Here is a 17,942-nt window from a genome sequence, read left to right on the forward strand (position 1 = left end):
AGTTTGTAAACCGCCCCCAATTATTAGTTATCAATATTTATTATCAATTTTCTAAGTTCTTCCACTGTTTCGTCTATCTGACTTCTGCTTTCAAGTCTGCTTCCATCCAGCCTTATCGCAGCCTGCGAGTAGAAAGGCATTCTGTGTTCCAGTCCATCGGCAATTGTCTGTTTAAGCTCATCATCCGATTTTCCTGCCACCAAAGGCCTGTTGGCCGCTGCCTGTTTCAACCTTCTGAACAGTACATCGGATGCCGTATCCAAAAAGACAGTTACCCCACAGCTGTTCATAAACTCCATATTGTCAAAAAAACACGGAGTACCTCCACCACATGCAACTATCACATTCTCGAATTCTGCGACTTCTAGAAGCATCTTTCTCTCGAGTTGACGAAAACCATCTTCCCCACGGGTTGCAAATATATCGCGTATGGTAGAATGCATACGCTCCTCGATATACCAATCCAGGTCAATAAAACTAAGACCACATGCCCTAGCATAAGCTTTACCAAGAGTAGTCTTACCCGATGCCATATATCCGGTCAGGAAAATTCTCATTGATTTCTTTAGTTTTTAGTTATCGGTTGTTAGTTTTTAGTTCTTTTTTATTAGAAAAATACCAGAACTAAAAACTAACAACTCTTACTATACTTATTTCTTTCTTTTTCGTGTCTCAGCCTTTGTTTTCTGCAGTTCAATCACCTTGAAACAAGCCTCTGCAGTAAGGTCGGCAGGCTCTACACCAGAAGGTATCTTGTAATTCTTTCCTTCACTTGCAATGTAAGGTCCGTATCTTCCGTTCAACACCTGCAGGTCAGGATAATCAGCAAATACTTTTATTACCTTCTTTGCTTCTGCATCCTGTTTGTCCTTTATCATCTGTACAGCTTCTTCCAAAGTAATTGACAAAGGATCCTTATCCTTAGGTACAGACACATATATATTGTCATACTTGACATACGGACCGAACTTTCCGGCTCCCACACTCACCTGCTTTCCTTCGTGTTCGCCAAGCATACGTGGCAGACGGAACAGTTCCAAAGCTTCTTCCAGAGTGATAGTCTCCATAGACTGCTCACGGCGCAACTGTGCAAAACGTGGTTTTTCCTCATCATCGGCACTACCAATCTGTACCACAGGACCGAAACGACCTATTTTAACAGATACTGGTCTTCCCGTTGAAGGTTCCTCGCCCAACAGTCTTTCGCCCACCTTGTGTTCAGCCTTCGAAGCAGATGTCTTTTCTACCAGCGGATGGAATGCTGTATAGAAACGGCTTATCATGTCTGTCCATGATTTTTCGCCTGCAGCCACTTCATCGAATTCCTTTTCCACTCCGGAAGTAAAGTTATAATCCATAATTTCCGGGAAATATTCCATCAGGAAGTCAGTCACTACCACACCAACATCCGTAGGCATAAGTTTCTGCTTTTCACTACCTGCTGTTTCTGTCTTGGTCTCACATGAGATATTGCCTTTCTTGTCAAGTGTCAGCAATCTGTATTCACGTTCCACACCTTCACGGCTACCTTTTTCCACATATCCGCGCTGCTGTACTGTAGATATTGTAGGAGCATATGTAGAAGGACGTCCTATACCAAGTTCCTCCAGTTTTCTGACCAGACTGGCTTCTGTATATCTTGCCGGTGGCTGACTGAAACGCTCCGTAGCACGTATATCTTTACGCTCTAGTTTCTGTCCAGCCTTCATAGGTGGCAACAGACGGCTTTCGTCTTCGCGTTCTGAATCATCGTCAAGACTTTCGCTATATACACGCATGAAACCATCAAATGTAACAGCCAGTCCGGCAGCATTGAACTTATAGTCTGTACCTTCGGCAGCAATAACGGCAGTAGTCTTCATCAGTTCGGCATCAGCCATCTGCGAAGCCAAAGTACGCTTGCGTATAAGATCGTAAAGTCTCTGTTCCTGAGCTGTAGCATCAATTTTCTCCTTATCCATATATGTAGGACGGATGGCCTCGTGTGCTTCCTGTGCTCCTTTGGTGTGAGTATGATATTGTCGCGTACGCAGATATTTTTCTCCTGCCTTTTCGGTAATTACTTTAGCACATGCTCCAAGAGCCAATTCCGAAAGGTTAACGGAGTCGGTACGCATATATGTGATATATCCGTTTTCGTAAAGTTTCTGAGCCAGCATCATAGTCTGTCCAACACTGTAGCCCAACTTTCTGGCAGCTTCCTGCTGAAGTGTAGAAGTAGTAAAAGGAGGTGCCGGACTACGTTTCACCGGACGGGTATTGATATCTTCCACCACAAAATCCGCACTTGCACATTGTTCAAGTATGCGACGTGCCTCTTCTTCAGTTTCCGGACGTACGGACAGTTCTGCCCTTATTTCAGCTCCATCAGCATCAGTCAGCACAGCAATCACCCTAAATGCCGGTTTCGGACTGAATGCATTGATTTCGCGTTCACGTTCCACTATAAGTCTTACCGCAACACTCTGCACTCTTCCTGCCGAGAGCGACGGTTTAATCTTTTTCCACAATACCGGAGAAAGTTCAAAACCTACTATTCTGTCAAGTACACGACGTGCCTGCTGTGCATCCACCAGACTGAGGTCAATACCTCGTGGCGTCTCTATTGCATGCTTTATTGCATTTGGAGTTATTTCGTGAAATACTATTCTACGTGTGTTTTCATGCTTTAGTTTCAAGACTTCCTGCAGATGCCATGCTATGGCTTCTCCTTCACGGTCCTCATCACTTGCCAGCCATACAATGTCAGCACTGTCGGCTTCTGCCTTTAATTGTGCCACGAGCTTTTTCTTATCGGCAGGCACTTCATATATAGGTGCGAACCCATGTTCGACGTCCACACTGAACGATTTCTTCTTCAAGTCGCGTATATGTCCGTAACTGGACATCACCTTATATCCGCTGCCCAGAAATTTTTCTATGGTACGGGCCTTAGCGGGAGACTCTACTATAACCAGATTATTCTGCATATTTTCAGGATGAAATTAATTATGGGAACAAATGTAGAAAAAAAATTGAGGGAATATTATATAATAAGGTATTAAAAGATGATTTTTCTTATTTTTTTACCGAATTAAATGCGATATCGTATATTTTCTTTACTAGTTTCCACGCAAAAACATATATCAATGTTATATCTTTTCTCCTGTTGTTTTATTACACCTTTACTATTACACAAAGATGATAATTTTAAATAACAATGAAACAAAACGTAATTGTGTAACAAAGTTTTTTTACTACTTTTGTATAATAGAAAATACATAACATTTATATGAGTAAAAGTATAGAAAGTAACAAACAGTTCATGATAGGCAACGGTCTCCTTGCTTTCGGAGTATTCTTCATCGTATGCCTGTTCCTTTATCTCGGTTTTCGTTCTCAAAAGAAAGTTGCCATTGAGCAAACATACAAAGACATCTACGAAGTATGCCTGACAAAATCATTTGCCGGTGATTCACTGAACATATTCATCAATGACAGCCTGATAATGGCACGTACAATGAATAATGCCGACATCACATTCCAGGTAAACAGATTTGCAGATGAAAACGTACTTATGGTGGTAGATGCAAAAACAGACATCATGACTCCTTTCAACCTCAGCAAAGAGGGAGGTAAGGTCACTGTAGAGAAAAAGAATGGACAGATATTCTTTCTGTACGAGGGTAACGAACAATCCAAATAATTTATTGATATGAAAGACTTTTTGAAAATGACATTTGCCTCAATCATCGGAATGGTGATTGCCGGTTTCGTATTGCTCATAATTGGTATATCAGTTATAGGCGGAATGGTGGCTACTACTGAGGTGGCAACTGTAGTGAAGGAAAATTCAGTTTTCGTGCTTGACCTTAAGGGTAGCGTAGTGGAGAGATATGAAGATAACCCATTCGAACAGCTTTTGGGTGAAGAAATAACCACAAGAGGACTTGAAGACATCCTTGCATCAATAGAGAAAGCTAAAAACGATCCAAAGATTAAAGGTATGCTTATCAATGCCGAAGCTTTCGCCTGTTCCACAGCATCGCTCCAGGACATCAGAACTGCAATAGCCAACTTTAAAGAATCAGGCAAATTTGTAGTTGCTTACTCGGGCGCCTATACTCAGGGAGCATACTATGTTTCTACTGTAGCCGACAAGGTTTTCCTTAATCCTTCAGGTAGTATTTCATGGCACGGTCTTTCTGCACAGACTATGTTCCTGAAAGACCTGCTTGCCAAGGTGGGAGTAAAAATGCAGATATTCAGAGTAGGTACATACAAATCGGCTGTAGAACCGTTCATCGCTACAGAAATGAGCCCTGCAAACAGAGAACAGACTCTTGCTTTCACTCAATCAATATGGAATGAGATTGTGAGCGAAGTATCAGAATCTAGAAACATCTCAGTAGAAAAGCTGAATGAAATGGCCGACAAATGTATGGATTTCCAGCCTGCTGAAGCATACGTTGAAAACGGACTGGCGGACCAGCTGATGTATAAGGATGAGGTATTGTCGTATCTGAAGAAACTGACAAATATCAGCGAAAAATCAACTCTGAACACTCTGACTCTGGACGACATGAAGAACCTGGCAGTACCTTCGACAGCGAAGAGCCGTGACGTAATAGCTGTATATTATGCTTTCGGAGAGATAGACAATGCTGCTGACCCATATAATGAAGGTATCGTATCTGAAAAAGTGACAAAACATCTGCGTGACCTGAGAAATGACGACAATGTTAAGGCCGTAGTCCTCAGAGTGAACTCACCGGGTGGTAGCGCATACGGTTCTGAACAGATTTGGCGAGAAGTGTCACTGCTGAAAGAAAAGAAACTGGTAGTAGTTTCTATGGGTGACTATGCTGCTTCAGGCGGTTACTATATCTCTTGTGCAGCCGACTGGATTGTGGCTCAGCCAACTACTCTTACCGGTTCTATCGGTATATTCGGAATGATTCCTGATGCATCGGAACTTATCACAAAGAAACTCGGAGTACATTTCGATGGCGTAAAAACCAACAAGCTTGCTGATATGGGCGATATGAGCCGTCCGTTCAACACCGAAGAAGGTGCACTGATACAGGGTATGGTAAACAGCGGTTACGAACTATTCACCAAGAGATGCGCCGAAGGCAGAAATATGCCTATCGACAGTCTGAAAATGATTGCAGAAGGACGTGTATGGTCTGGTGAAATGGCTAAAGAACTGAAACTTGTTGATGAATTGGGAAATCTTGAATGTGCTATCAAGAAGGCTTCTGAGCTTTGCGGTATAAGAGACTATAAGGTGGCTTCTTATCCTAAGAAAGTGGATTTCATCACAAGCCTCATCAGCAACGCCAAGCCAGAAAGATATATCAGCAGCAAGTTGGAAGATTCGTTCGGAGAATTCTACAACGGATTCATGATGATAAAGAACCTTGACAAGGCTGACCGCATACAGGCAAGAATGCCTTTCGACGTATCAATAAACTAAATGTATAACCCAACCACACGAAGATGAAACAAGACAAACCACGCATATACATTCCGCTGCTTCCTTTCTCGGCATTATACGGCATGGCTGTATGGCTAAGAAACAAGCTGTTCGACTGGGATATCCTGAAATCAAGGAGTTTCCCGATACCGGTGATATGCGTGGGTAACATCACCGTGGGTGGAACCGGAAAAACGCCTCACACTGAATATCTGATAAAACTGCTAAAAGATGAATTCAGTGTGTGTGTGTTGAGTCGAGGATACAAACGTAAATCGAAAGGTTTCGTTCTGGCAGAGAAAGGGAAGAGCACTATAGAAGATATAGGCGACGAACCTTTCCAGATGTGGCAGAAGTTTCCGGATATCAATGTAGCCACCGACAGCGACAGATGCAACGGTATTGACAATCTTATCGCCAAGGCCGGCACCCGTGAGAAGAAGCAGGTAATAGTGCTGGACGATGCATATCAGCACAGATATGTCAAGGCAGGAATGTACATACTGCTGATAGACTATAACAGACGTATCTGTCATGACACACTCCTACCCGCCGGACGACTAAGGGAACCGGCAAGCGGGAAAAGCAGGGCTGATATCATCATAGTAAGTAAATGTCCGGAGAACCTGAATTCAGAGGAGATGGACAGGCTGCGTTCTGAAATATCACCTACAGCAGAACAGGAAGTGTTCTTCACATATATGAAATACGGAAATCTGTACCGCATATTCCGTCAGGGAAATAACGACGAAATGAAGCCTGAGGATATATCACCGGACAGACATATACTGCTGCTCACCGGAATAGCATCACCAAAGGCTATAACAGAGAAGCTGAAGCAATATACCGGAAACATAGAATCAATGGTGTTTGCCGACCATCATAATTTCAGCCGGGAAGATATGGAAACCCTCAGAAGCAGATTCATGTCAATGCCCGAAGGCAGAAGAATGATAATAACAACCGAGAAAGATGCAGCAAGGCTTATCACCCATCCGCACCTGAGCGAAGAACTGAAACCATATATCTACGCTCTGCCTGTGGAAGTAAGCTTTCTAAACAACGAAACAATAAAGTTCAACCAAAAAATAACCGAGTATGTTAGAAAAAATTCAAGAAACAGCAGCATTCCTGAAAGCAAGGATGCAGACAAATCCTGAGACTGCCATCATATTGGGCACAGGACTGGGCAGCTTGGTACACGACATTACCGACAAGTATGAAATTCCTTATTCCGAGATACCGAATTTCCCTATATCGACAGTAGAAGGACACAGCGGCAAGCTCATCTTCGGGAAACTTGGAGGTAAGGACATCCTAGCGATGCAAGGACGTTTCCACTACTACGAAGGTTACTCGATGAAAGAAGTGACATTCCCTGTCAGAGTAATGAGAGAGCTCGGCATAAAGACACTTTTCGTATCGAACGCGGCAGGTGGAACTAATCCTGATTTCGAAATCGGTGACCTGATGGTTATTACAGACCATATAAACTTCTTCCCGGACAATCCGCTGAGAGGCAAAAACATAGACTACGGTCCTAGATTCCCGGACATGAGCGAAGCTTATTCACACGAACTTATTGAAAAGGCATTCGAAATTGCAGCCGAAAAAGGTATAAAACTTCAGAAAGGAGTTTACATCGGTACTCAGGGACCGACCTTCGAAACTCCTGCAGAATACAAGATGTTCAGAATATTGGGAGCTGACGCTGTAGGCATGTCAACAGTGCCGGAAGTGATTGTGGCAAACCATTGCGGAATCAGAGTATTCGGTGTTTCGGTAATCACTGACCTGGGTGTGGAAGGCAAGATAGTGGAAGTATCACATGAAGAAGTACAGAAAGCAGCCGATGCCGCACAGCCACGAATGACCAGCATAATGAAAGAACTTATAAACAGAGTATAAACAATTATATAATCATGCACGAAGGAAACAGAACAGAAATTTCCACTTTGGGAGAATTCGGACTGATAAAACATCTGACCGACAATATAAAGTTAGTAAACAACGAAACAAAATACGGTATCGGCGATGATGCTGCCGTTTTGGAATATAACGACCGTCAGGTGCTCGTTACTACAGACCTGCTGATGGAAGGTGTACATTTCGATTTGGTATATACACCGTTGAAACATCTGGGATATAAGTCGGCAATGGTAAACTTCTCCGACATATACGCAATGAACGGAACACCGAAGCAGATAACAGTATCGCTTGCAGTATCAAAAAGATTCTGTATTGAAGATCTGGAAGATTTCTACGAAGGATTGAAACTGGCATGTCAGCTGCATAATGTTGACATAGTGGGTGGCGACACCACTTCATCTGTAACAGGACTTGCCATCTCTATTACATGTATAGGTGAAGCAAGAAAAGAAGACGTGGTCTATCGTAACGGCGCAAAGGAAACAGACCTTATCTGCGTGACAGGCGACCTTGGAGCTTCATATATGGGACTCCAGCTTATGGAACGCGAAAAGGCTGTATTCAACGGTAGCAAGGATGTACAACCAGACTTTGCAGGAAAAGAATATCTACTGGAAAGATTCCTTAAACCGGAAGCAAGAAAAGACATCATTGAGGAACTGGCAAAAGCCGGTATCAAACCTACTGCAATGATGGATATTTCAGACGGACTTTCATCTGAACTGATGCATATATGCAGCCAGAGCAAATGCGGATGTCGCGTTTATGAAGAACGTATTCCTATAGACTATCAGACAGCCGTTATGGCAGAAGAGTTCAACATGAACCTCAGCACTTGTGCCTTGAACGGAGGAGAAGACTATGAACTTCTTTTCACTGTTCCACTGACTATGCACGAAGCAGTTTCACAGATAAAGGATGTGAAAGTGATTGGTCACATCACAAAAGAAGAACTAGGCTGTGCGCTCGTGACAAGAGACGGCAACGAGCTTGAACTTAAAGCTCAGGGATGGAACCCTTTGAAATAAAAATACCATTATAATTTAGACTGATTTAAATGTCAGCGATACTTATAAAAGAGTGTTGCTGACATTTTTTTTTATTTTTTTTCGTAGGGGCATAGGGGTTTTCCAATAAACCTGCGTTATGTCAGTGAAAGAAACAAAGAAATAAACAAAAATTGAATACTAACTTACTAAACTATTTAAATTATGAAACTGAAATTTTTAGCATTGTCTTTATTAATGGTAGCTGGTGTAAACATGGTTAACGCACAGAACTCAACCAAAGATTACGTATCGGAAGACAGAAAACATGATATCCGCCTGTCTGTAAGCGACGGACTGACACAAGGAACTTCGGACATTTTAGGAATGGGTATCGCTGATGCTGTATTAGGATCAAAACGTTCCGACAGTAAAACAAGCCTCACTTACGGATTTGGATACCGTTACAGCATCAACCGCTTCAGATTAGGTGCAGACCTCGGATTCGGAATGACAACAAGCAAGCTTGCATTGGCAGGAGAAAACTCTCCATCAATAAAGGAAAAGGATTTGAGATTCCTGGTTCTTCCTACTGCTGAATTCGTTTACTTCAAGCGCAGACTGGTAGAGCTTTACGGTTCGGCTGCAGCAGGTGTAAACTTGTCAAGACATTCAGAAACAGCATTGGCTAAAAACGCGACAGCAGGCAAATCAACATTAAATACAGACTTTGCATACCAGGTAAACCCTATAGCTCTGAGAGTAGGTAACGACCGTGTAGGAGGATTCGTTGAAGCAGGTCTTGGAACTAAAGGATTCGTAACTGCCGGTGTAAGCTTCAAATTCTAAACAACACAATATCTAAACAGCTTGACTAAGCTTTTCACAAAAACTTTACTACTCTTTCTAACTAGAATAAGGGTGTGCCATTCGGTACATCCTTATTTGATTTATAGCCTTCCTTAAATACACTGCCGGCACTATAATCCACAACTTCATAATATTTGAAATACTGTTTTACCGTCAAAAAATCACTTTTTATTAAATTTTTCTTCAAAAAGATTTGGTAGTATAAAAAAAATGCCTACCTTTGCAACCGCAAACGAGAAACAACGGTGCCATAGCTCAGTTGGTAGAGCAAAGGACTGAAAATCCTTGTGTCCCCGGTTCGATTCCTGGTGGCACCACTGATAATCAAGCAGTTACATTAATTTGTAGCTGCTTTTTCCTTTATATCTCCACTTGTTTTTCTCCAAAACTACCGTTTTTTAACCACAGAGTTAAACCATGAGTTAAACCAAGAAACATCATGGCTGAAACTATTAACGTACTGTGTTACAAGTCAAAAACTCTTAGTAACGGTGAACACCCATTAATGATTCGTATCTGCAAGAATGGAAAGAAGAAGTATGTCAGTCTTGGACTGTCAGTAAAAGCAGAGCATTGGAACTTTGAAAAAAACATTCCAAAGCCTAATTGTCCCAACAGGGAACACATAAACATACTCATTGCCAACAAGAAAAAGGAATACGAAGCAGAGATAGTTAAACTGAAATCAGAGGATAAACTGTTTACTGCCAATACTTTAAATGACAGAATTACAAGTTCAGTTAAACCAAGAACAGTAGAAGAAACATTCAAAGAATACATTTCGCTTTTAAAGGAAGAAAACAGACGGGGATATATGCTTTCAGTACAACAAGTGTACAATTCACTGATAAAGTACAACAGACATTTAGACCTTTATTTCACAGACTTGGATTCTGCATGGCTAAAGAAATATGAAGCATGGCTCAGAAACAACGGACTTGCAGAGAATACCATTGGAATACGTTTCAGAACATTACGCACCATCTACAACTATGCCATAGAGAAAGGCATCGTACAGGCTGAATACTATCCTTTTAAGAAATACAAGGTTTCCAAGTTGAACCAAGAAACCGCTAAAAGGGCATTGAGCAAAGAGGATATAGATAAAATCCTGCATTATCAATCCAAAAACAGATTCATGCGTCTGCCAATAGACCTGTTTGCATTTACCTATTATGCAGGTGGAATAAACTTTGTGGATATTGCCAACCTCACTAAAGACAATATCATTGACAATAGGATTATTTATAAAAGGTGCAAGACTGGAAAACTAATAAAACTGCCATTGACACAACAAGCAAAGGAAATCATAAGCAAGTACCACAACCCCAATAGTCCTTATCTATTTCCTATATTTTCAGCACAGCATATCACGGAACAGCAGAAAGCAAACAGGTTGCACAAGGTTATCACCAACGTAAACAAAAGATTGAAGCAGATAGGCGAAGAACTGAAACTGCCAATATCCATTACGACATACGTTGCAAGGCACAGCCAAGCTACCATAATGAAGAAAGCAGGTGTTTCAACAGCTATAATAGGTCAGATAATGGGACACAGTTCAGAAAGGGTAACACAGATTTATTTAGATAGCTTCGATAATGAGCAGATTAACGACGCAATGAAGAACTTACTTTAACTTATACAACCTCATTCTTGAAAAAAGAGTGAGTTTTTTTCTTTTTTATACCTGATTGAGAATCAGCTATTTCATTACCGTAAAATGAAAATGGCTCATTTTTTATTCACTAAGTTACTTTCAGCTTCGCTATACTTTTGCGTCATAATCAGAAAGCCAAGCGCGCATAAGTTGAATGATTACAAGGAAACGGAATATAAACAAATAAAAAAAAGAAAGAAAATGGAAACAATTAAAAATCTCAACAGTGATAATATGAACATAGTAGATAACAATAAAAACGGAAATGGCATGAAAAGATTGAACTTGCTCTTTATTGAGGGTAACAGACAGAAAATTGATAAAACCAACGTAAAAGAAGCCTACTTGAAAATAAAGGAATATGGCTTTATAAAATCTATGGCACTGGAGTACGTTCCAATGGATAAGGCTAAATCCAAGATTGGCAACAAGGCTCTATTTAAGGCTACTGTAATTCGCAAGACTGGAGAGGGAGAACCTACAATTTCCAACTTTGACATAAGGACTGAAACGGTTAAGCCCGAAGAATACGATAACTATGACGGTGTTTGCGTGGACGGTCAGCACCGTACATTAGCACTCCTTTTTAGTAACTTACAGAATGAGGAAGTCACTTATGCAGAAGCTGAAATACCTCAAAACATGGATATTCTTGCTTATGTCGCAATACGCAATAATGGAAAGCCGTGGAAAAACAATGACTTCACCCATTCAGGAATTGCTACTAACAACAAAGAGATAGACCATATACTCACTAAATGCAAAAGTAGTAAGATTGAGGATACTTTCTTTTATTCCATTTATACCCTCACTACAAGCACGTTGAAAGCCAAACAGATAAAAGCTCTACAACAAGGCTATAAAAAGATTCAGGATTTTAAGAAACTGCAACTTTCACCTATAACAACAGAAATGGGAGATAAAGTTATGGAAACGATACAAGCGAATAAAACATTTACATCTGACCGCTGCAACGGTCGATTTGGAACAGCCCTAAAAAAGTTCTATATAGATAACAATCAGGACTTTCAGACATTGCTTGATGTGATTGCCCTTATAGACAACGATATATGGGAAAACCATTTTACTGCGGAGAAAGGGCACTCAATGGAAATAGCAGCTTATACAGATGCCCTACAATCTGTTTGGCTGGAATATCAAGGTACGACACAAAATTGAATACATAAATGCAACAAAACATGAGAATCTAAGAATAGGTAGAATTTTGGAGAATGGCTATATACAAGCGAATTTTTCCCATTTTCTACCTATCCTGAAAAATCAAGTAGAATGCACTTTTAATATAAAGGAGAAGATATGGAGATAAAAGAAGCTATCATTAAAAAAGGAGAATGGTTACTTGACGCATTAAAACGCATCGGTTATGACCTGATACCCACAAATACCATTCTTGACAAGACTTTAACAGGTTTGGGTGCGACCCATAGTGAAATACATTCAAAACGTAATTCCATAATCATAGAGCCTAATGTTACAGTTATACTTGGCAAGTTGAATAACAATGAAAACTTGGAAGCAGTTTATGAGAAATGTACACCTTATAATATAAAGAAGTACCTACAAATGGATATTCCATACAAGAAGATACTTTGCACCCCTGAAAGTTTCCATAAGATACGAAAGGCAGCAGAAGAATTAAGAATCAACATCTATAAAGAATATTTCTGCCTGTTTGACGAGTGCGAGAAAGTCACACAGGATATTGATTACAGAAGAAAAATAGCACAACCTATCTATGACTTCTTTAAATTTGAAAACAAGGCATTTGTTTCTGCCACACCTTTACCCATGACGCATAAGGAATTTGAACGACAGAAATTTCAGAAAATAAAAATAAAGCCTGAATATGACTATAAGAAAGACTTGGAGCTGATTGTAACTAACAGCTATTATAAGAGATTGAAAAAAGTGCTTGACGGCATGAAAGACAGTAAATGTGTCTGTATCTTTTTTAATGTGACGGACGGAATCAATGAAATTATAGAGAATCTTGGCATAACTGATTATAAGATATTCTGTTCACAAAAGAGTGTGGATAAGCTAATGAAAAAAGGAATAAGCAAAGCCCATTCTATGATAGATTATCCATTAGCAAAATACAACTTCTTCACTTGCCGTTTCTATTCAGGGTTGGATATAGTGCTTAGAAAATGCAAACCTGATATTATTATGCTAACAGATTTTAGTAGTGCAAATTGGACGATGATAGACCCTTTCACAGAAGCTATACAAATACAGGGCAGATTCAGAAAGACCAAGAAAAATGATAATGTTACTTATAACTCACTAACCCATATCTCAACTATCAATCCTGAAATGAGAATCAGAAGTAAGGAAGAATTAGATATAAGAATCCATCAGTTTATAGATGATTATAATATACTGAAAGAAAGACACGATAAGGAAATTGATTACATAAGAAAAGAAGCCATATTTGACGATATGAAAGGTTTAAAATATCAAGAACTGATAGATGAAAAAGGTGAAATAAATTCTTTTTCAATAGATAACCTTTATAATGAAGAACGTGTTAAATCCTATTATATTTCAGCACAGACTTTATATCAAGCCTATAAAGATACAGGATTCTTTAATGTTACACTAAATGACGTTACAGAGTGTGTTGGTGATGATGATATAAGGAAACTCAACACAACCAAACAAGCAATAGAAAGAAGAAAGATACTTGTGCAACTCTTAGACAAGATTCATAATGATTTTGAAAATGGCAGAATCAGTTTTGAGGATAAGGATAGCTATATCAAGTTATTAGGTGAACAAACAGATGCACAATATACCATTAATACTTATATGAAAATTGGAAAGGTGGGAATTGAAAATGCGCAATATCAGAAAGAAAAAATAGACAAAGCTATCAACCAATACGAAAAAGAACAGGCTGAAATCCTTAGATTCTCTCCTGAAGTGAAAAAAGCCATATATGAGGAATTTGAAATGAATGTCTATATAAACAAGAACGAAATAAAGAATACACTACAAGCTATATATGACGAATATGGCATAAAATTTAAAGTAAAACAGGACACTATTAAAGATTACTACGATACAGACAACAGCGGCTCAATAAATGGTGGCTCATATAAACTTACAGCTTTTAAATTCAGTTTGGTAGATTTCTAGGCAGAGCCTATAAAGAGCAAAATTTTCAAAAAATATACCTCAACTCCATATTTAAAATGTGGAGTTTTTTATGCCAAGAGAGTACACAAGTAACCAAATAAAGGAATTAATCTCCTATCTATTAAATAATTATCCCTACTATTACAGTGAATATAGCCAAACTCAAAAAATCAATATAATAAGGAAATACACATAATATCACTGATTTTACTTGATTTTTAATCAGATTGAAAAAGCATAAATAAAGGCACACACAATTATATACAGGTACTTACAAATAAATCCCCCTATCTGTTACTTTGGTTACTGTCTTTTAAAATTATGATGATTACAGGCTCACGTGTTGACTACGTTTTCACTCCCCCTACCATACTTGAACAAAAAGAGATAATAAAAACAATATTATTCACCATTTTAAATTTTAAAGTATGGAAAATTTTATCTTATTGCCATCTAAGGCACAGAAAAGAAGTAGTGGTTTTAATCAGTATGCAGAAGACGCAACGATTATCACAGAAGAAACTACAAAAGTCCAGAAAGTAAATCATTTCATAGAAGCAAACACTATGGAGATTGATTTACAGCATTTAAAGAGTGATTGCATAGTTCCAGTATTCAGTAAGGACAATGAGCTTACAATATCTCATAATGCCTTTATTGAAACAGTTTGGGATGCCGCAAACTCATTCTTTACAGGTGAAACGATAGAGAAACCAGATATTAGAGTTTCTCATATTATCAAAGGCAGAATACCAGAAGCAATCCATAAGCCTGCAAACCAACTTTTGGAAAGTGACAAAACACAATACTTTGAAAGGATGATGTTTTGCATTGAAATTCCTACTATCTATGAAACGGTAGAAGGGAACAAACTCACTCTTTCAGTAGGTGGCGTGCGTGCTTATAATCACATGAATCTCTACAGTAAGAAAACAGTAGAGAAATTCAAGGTTTTTATAGGATTCAAGAATATGGTATGCTGCAATTTATGCGTTTCAACGGATGGATATTTGAGTAACTTGGAAGTTTCAAATACATGTGATTTATATCGTTCTGTCTTGGAAATGTTTCATGCCTACAATCCTGCAAAACACATTCATTTAATGCAGCAGTTGGGAAATACCTGTATGAGTGAACACCAATTTGCACAGATTTTAGGAAAGATGCGCTTATATCAATGTCTGCCACAAGGTTTTCAAAAGAGTATTCCACGTTTGCTTATTACTGATACACAGATTAATTCAGTAGCCAAAGCATACATACAGGATGAGAATTTTGGAAGTTTTGGCAATGACTTGAATATGTGGAAGTTTTATAATTTACTCACTGGAGCGAATAAAAGTAGCTACATAGATTCATTTTTAGACCGTTCCTTAAATGCAACGGAAATAGCAACTGGAATAAATGAAGCATTACACGGTGACGAGCGTTACAAATGGTTTATTGATTAATTAATCTTTAAATGGAGGATATTCTATAAAATGAGTATTCTCCATTTTTTCTACTACTAAAGATTTTATGAATCAGAAGAATTTCAAAATTATGAGTTTGGCTATATTATTCTTATTTGTACTAATAATATTGCTTTTCGTCTGTCCTACATTTGCGTTTTTTATAGTAGGGCTATTCTTTTATTTATCAGACAATCACTAATGCACAAAGTGAATGTTTCGCTATCATTCAATCAGTTAGCTATTATGGATATACAGCGGACATTCACTTTTATTATTAAACCCTCAAAAGTAAATGTTATGAGTTTGAAATATAGTAATACAACGGCTGACTTCTTGGAATGGGACGAAGCTATGAACCTTATCAGAAAACTTTATAAGGATGGAAATTACAACATGAGTTTATTGATAGCTTTAGGTTGTTTCTTTGGTTTAAGGATAGGTGACATTCTTTCTTTAAGGTGGCATCAGATTCTAAATACAAGTGAGTTCACCATAATAGAAAAGAAAACAGGAAAGAAAAGAACTATCCGTATAAACCCACAACTCCAAAGGCATATATCTGAATGTTACAAATCTATCAGACCAACAGGAATCAATGCACCTGTATTAGTAAGCCAGAAAGGTACAGTCTTTTCAGTTCAGAGGATAAACATCATACTAAAAGAACTGAAAAAGAAATACAGGTTGCATATAGGTAACTTTAGCTGTCATTCTCTTAGAAAGACTTTTGGCAGACAGGTTTATAACATGAACAGTGAAAATTCAGAGTTGGCTTTAGTAAAGCTCATGGAACTTTTCAACCATTCAAGTATTGCAATTACTAAAAGGTATCTTGGACTAAGACAGGAAGAACTTTTGAATACTTACGAATGTCTTAGCTTCTAAATCTGTTACAGGTAGGAAATCTGAAAATTTTGCTCTTATATGGGCAGGATTGGATTTTCTACCTGTTTATAGTGGAAAAAACGGATAGTTGAGATGCTATATGCAGTCCATTAAGTTTTTCCACTACTGAAAATTTCAGACTTTATAAATGGATAATGTGTTAAAGTCAATAAGTTACATACCTTTAAATAGAATAAAATTGCTAAAACAAACACTTTTCAGTAACTTTGTAGCAATTTCAACGGACTAAGGTGTTAGGAAGCTGAAAGGACATATAAACGAAAGGGCGTTTAGCTAAAATTATCCTCTACTGGAATCTGGACAATTCTCGTCATGTGGGTAATGAGCAGAAACGCCCACACCATAGCTATATACTTACCTCTCATGGGGTAAACTATATACTATCTTGGTGTGGGCTTTGCTTATTATACATGACAGGCAGTCCAGAGCCACAGTAGAATAATAAGCCAAAGTACCCACACCTTTTCTTTATATGCTAACAGACTTTTAGAAACGGCTATCTTTGGGTACTGGATAGTGCAAAACTAAAGGAATGAAGTACTATACTAAATTAACAGGTGTGCTTATTTTTACTTTTATCTCAACATCTTTTATCTCATGTGATGAGGGTAAGGAAACAAGTTGTTAAATCTTTGGCTACAGATGAGGAAAAAAAAGCTCTTGAACAATCTGAAACTAAAAAAGAGGAGATACCACATTTTGACCCTTATGCCATAAAGAAAGCTAAAGATGCTATGACAGGCACGGTAACTATCAGTAATGCTCAAAAAAGTGGAGATGGACGTAATTATCAAATATCTGCTGACATTAATAACAATACCAATAAAGATATAATAAAAATTATCGTTACTATTTCTTCTTATGATACAAGCCGTGATATGTTTGACACAAGTGCTTATAATTACGATAAAAAAACAATAGATGTTTCAATTTCAAGTTATAGTTCACGCAAAATAAATTGTTCTACAATACTTGGAGCTGAATATTCTTTTGATAAAATAATGTTGGATAGAGTAGTCTTTAGTGATGGGGAAATTATGGACTTTTAAACGGGATAAAGAGTATGAGCATAAAAGTAACTATTCATAATTACATGTTTCCTATACATTTTAGGTATAAAGGATGGCGTGTAAAATTAGAAAAAAAGATAGATTTATTTAAGGATGTCAAAGTTGAAGCAACATTTATACCACCGCATATTGACTTTGATTATTGGAATATTATTGTGCCAGATGAAGTTGAACAGATACTGAAAAAAAGAGGTACTTACAGACAAGCTGACTATGAAAAATACCTCTTATATACAAAGAGATATATTAGTTCATTTACAAATACCCAACAGACCAAATCATGTGGATTTTCAGCAAATGGAGGATTATTGGATAGATTCTTGGGACAAAATATTAGTGCTACAGATAAAGTCATTAATAAAGTTACTGAATGGATGGATATTAATTTGCCAACTGTTCAAGAGCCAGATGATAATAAATATATAACATATCTAATGCAAAATGGTG

General features: G+C 38.3%; 15 protein-coding genes and 1 tRNA gene. 14 read left to right on the plus strand and 2 right to left on the minus strand.

The window, feature by feature from the left end:
• Positions 1 to 23: 23 nt before the first annotated feature.
• Together H6A61_RS04430 and topA are read right to left on the minus strand one after the other, a co-directional pair.
• Positions 24 to 557 carry a shikimate kinase gene (locus H6A61_RS04430; RefSeq protein WP_204391387.1) on the minus strand — a complete coding sequence of 178 codons (534 nt, stop codon included), beginning with the start codon at positions 555 to 557 and terminating at the stop codon, positions 24 to 26.
• Between the two features lie 93 nt (positions 558 to 650).
• Positions 651 to 2,969 (minus strand): type I DNA topoisomerase, encoded by a 2,319-nt coding sequence (gene topA, locus H6A61_RS04435; RefSeq protein ID WP_204391389.1) that lies wholly within the window; start codon positions 2,967 to 2,969, stop codon positions 651 to 653.
• A 302-nt stretch (positions 2,970 to 3,271) separates the two neighbouring features.
• Between topA and H6A61_RS04440 the strand changes: the two genes are divergently transcribed.
• From H6A61_RS04440 to H6A61_RS04505, 14 genes are all read left to right on the plus strand, one after another.
• Positions 3,272 to 3,685 (plus strand): hypothetical protein, encoded by a 414-nt coding sequence (locus H6A61_RS04440; RefSeq protein WP_204391391.1) that lies wholly within the window; start codon positions 3,272 to 3,274, stop codon positions 3,683 to 3,685.
• Between the two features lie 9 nt (positions 3,686 to 3,694).
• Complete coding sequence (gene sppA / locus H6A61_RS04445) at positions 3,695 to 5,458, plus strand: signal peptide peptidase SppA (RefSeq protein WP_204391393.1); 1,764 nt, start codon at positions 3,695 to 3,697, stop codon at positions 5,456 to 5,458.
• A gap of 23 nt (positions 5,459 to 5,481) precedes the next feature.
• Positions 5,482 to 6,618: a tetraacyldisaccharide 4'-kinase gene (gene lpxK, locus H6A61_RS04450; protein ID WP_204391403.1), complete on the plus strand. Its 1,137-nt coding sequence runs from the start codon at positions 5,482 to 5,484 to the stop codon at positions 6,616 to 6,618.
• Complete coding sequence (locus H6A61_RS04455) at positions 6,557 to 7,366, plus strand: purine-nucleoside phosphorylase (RefSeq protein WP_154044940.1); 810 nt, start codon at positions 6,557 to 6,559, stop codon at positions 7,364 to 7,366. The genes lpxK and H6A61_RS04455 overlap by 62 nt, the downstream gene beginning before the upstream one ends.
• Positions 7,367 to 7,380: 14 nt before the next feature.
• Positions 7,381 to 8,415: a thiamine-phosphate kinase gene (gene thiL, locus H6A61_RS04460; RefSeq protein WP_204391405.1), complete on the plus strand. Its 1,035-nt coding sequence runs from the start codon at positions 7,381 to 7,383 to the stop codon at positions 8,413 to 8,415.
• A 183-nt stretch (positions 8,416 to 8,598) separates the two neighbouring features.
• Positions 8,599 to 9,222, plus strand: coding sequence for a hypothetical protein (locus tag H6A61_RS04465; RefSeq protein ID WP_154044942.1), 624 nt, complete (start codon positions 8,599 to 8,601; stop codon positions 9,220 to 9,222).
• Between the two features lie 265 nt (positions 9,223 to 9,487).
• Positions 9,488 to 9,560 (plus strand) — tRNA-Phe (locus tag H6A61_RS04470).
• 122 nt (positions 9,561 to 9,682) lie between these two features.
• Entirely contained in the window at positions 9,683 to 10,882 is a 1,200-nt protein-coding gene (locus H6A61_RS04475) for a site-specific integrase (RefSeq protein ID WP_204391407.1), read from the plus strand.
• A gap of 222 nt (positions 10,883 to 11,104) precedes the next feature.
• On the plus strand, positions 11,105 to 12,082 hold the full coding sequence (locus H6A61_RS04480) for a hypothetical protein (protein WP_239469106.1): 978 nt from the start codon (positions 11,105 to 11,107) through the stop codon (positions 12,080 to 12,082).
• Between the two features lie 138 nt (positions 12,083 to 12,220).
• Positions 12,221 to 14,065, plus strand: coding sequence for a hypothetical protein (locus tag H6A61_RS04485; RefSeq protein ID WP_204391409.1), 1,845 nt, complete (start codon positions 12,221 to 12,223; stop codon positions 14,063 to 14,065).
• Positions 14,066 to 14,493: 428 nt separating this feature from the next.
• Positions 14,494 to 15,516, plus strand: coding sequence for a DUF3871 family protein (locus H6A61_RS04490; protein ID WP_204391411.1), 1,023 nt, complete (start codon positions 14,494 to 14,496; stop codon positions 15,514 to 15,516).
• A gap of 300 nt (positions 15,517 to 15,816) precedes the next feature.
• A complete protein-coding gene (locus H6A61_RS04495; protein ID WP_204391413.1) occupies positions 15,817 to 16,404 on the plus strand; it encodes a tyrosine-type recombinase/integrase in 588 nt (195 codons plus the stop codon).
• Positions 16,405 to 17,057: 653 nt separating this feature from the next.
• Positions 17,058 to 17,474, plus strand: coding sequence for a hypothetical protein (locus tag H6A61_RS04500; RefSeq protein WP_204391415.1), 417 nt, complete (start codon positions 17,058 to 17,060; stop codon positions 17,472 to 17,474).
• Between the two features lie 14 nt (positions 17,475 to 17,488).
• The coding region (locus H6A61_RS04505; RefSeq protein WP_204391417.1) for a hypothetical protein at positions 17,489 to 17,942 on the plus strand (454 nt) is incomplete at its 3' end.

The sequence above is a fragment of the Bacteroides caecigallinarum genome (genome assembly GCF_016901995.1).
In the GTDB taxonomy this organism is placed as follows: domain Bacteria; phylum Bacteroidota; class Bacteroidia; order Bacteroidales; family Bacteroidaceae; genus Phocaeicola; species Phocaeicola cellulolyticus.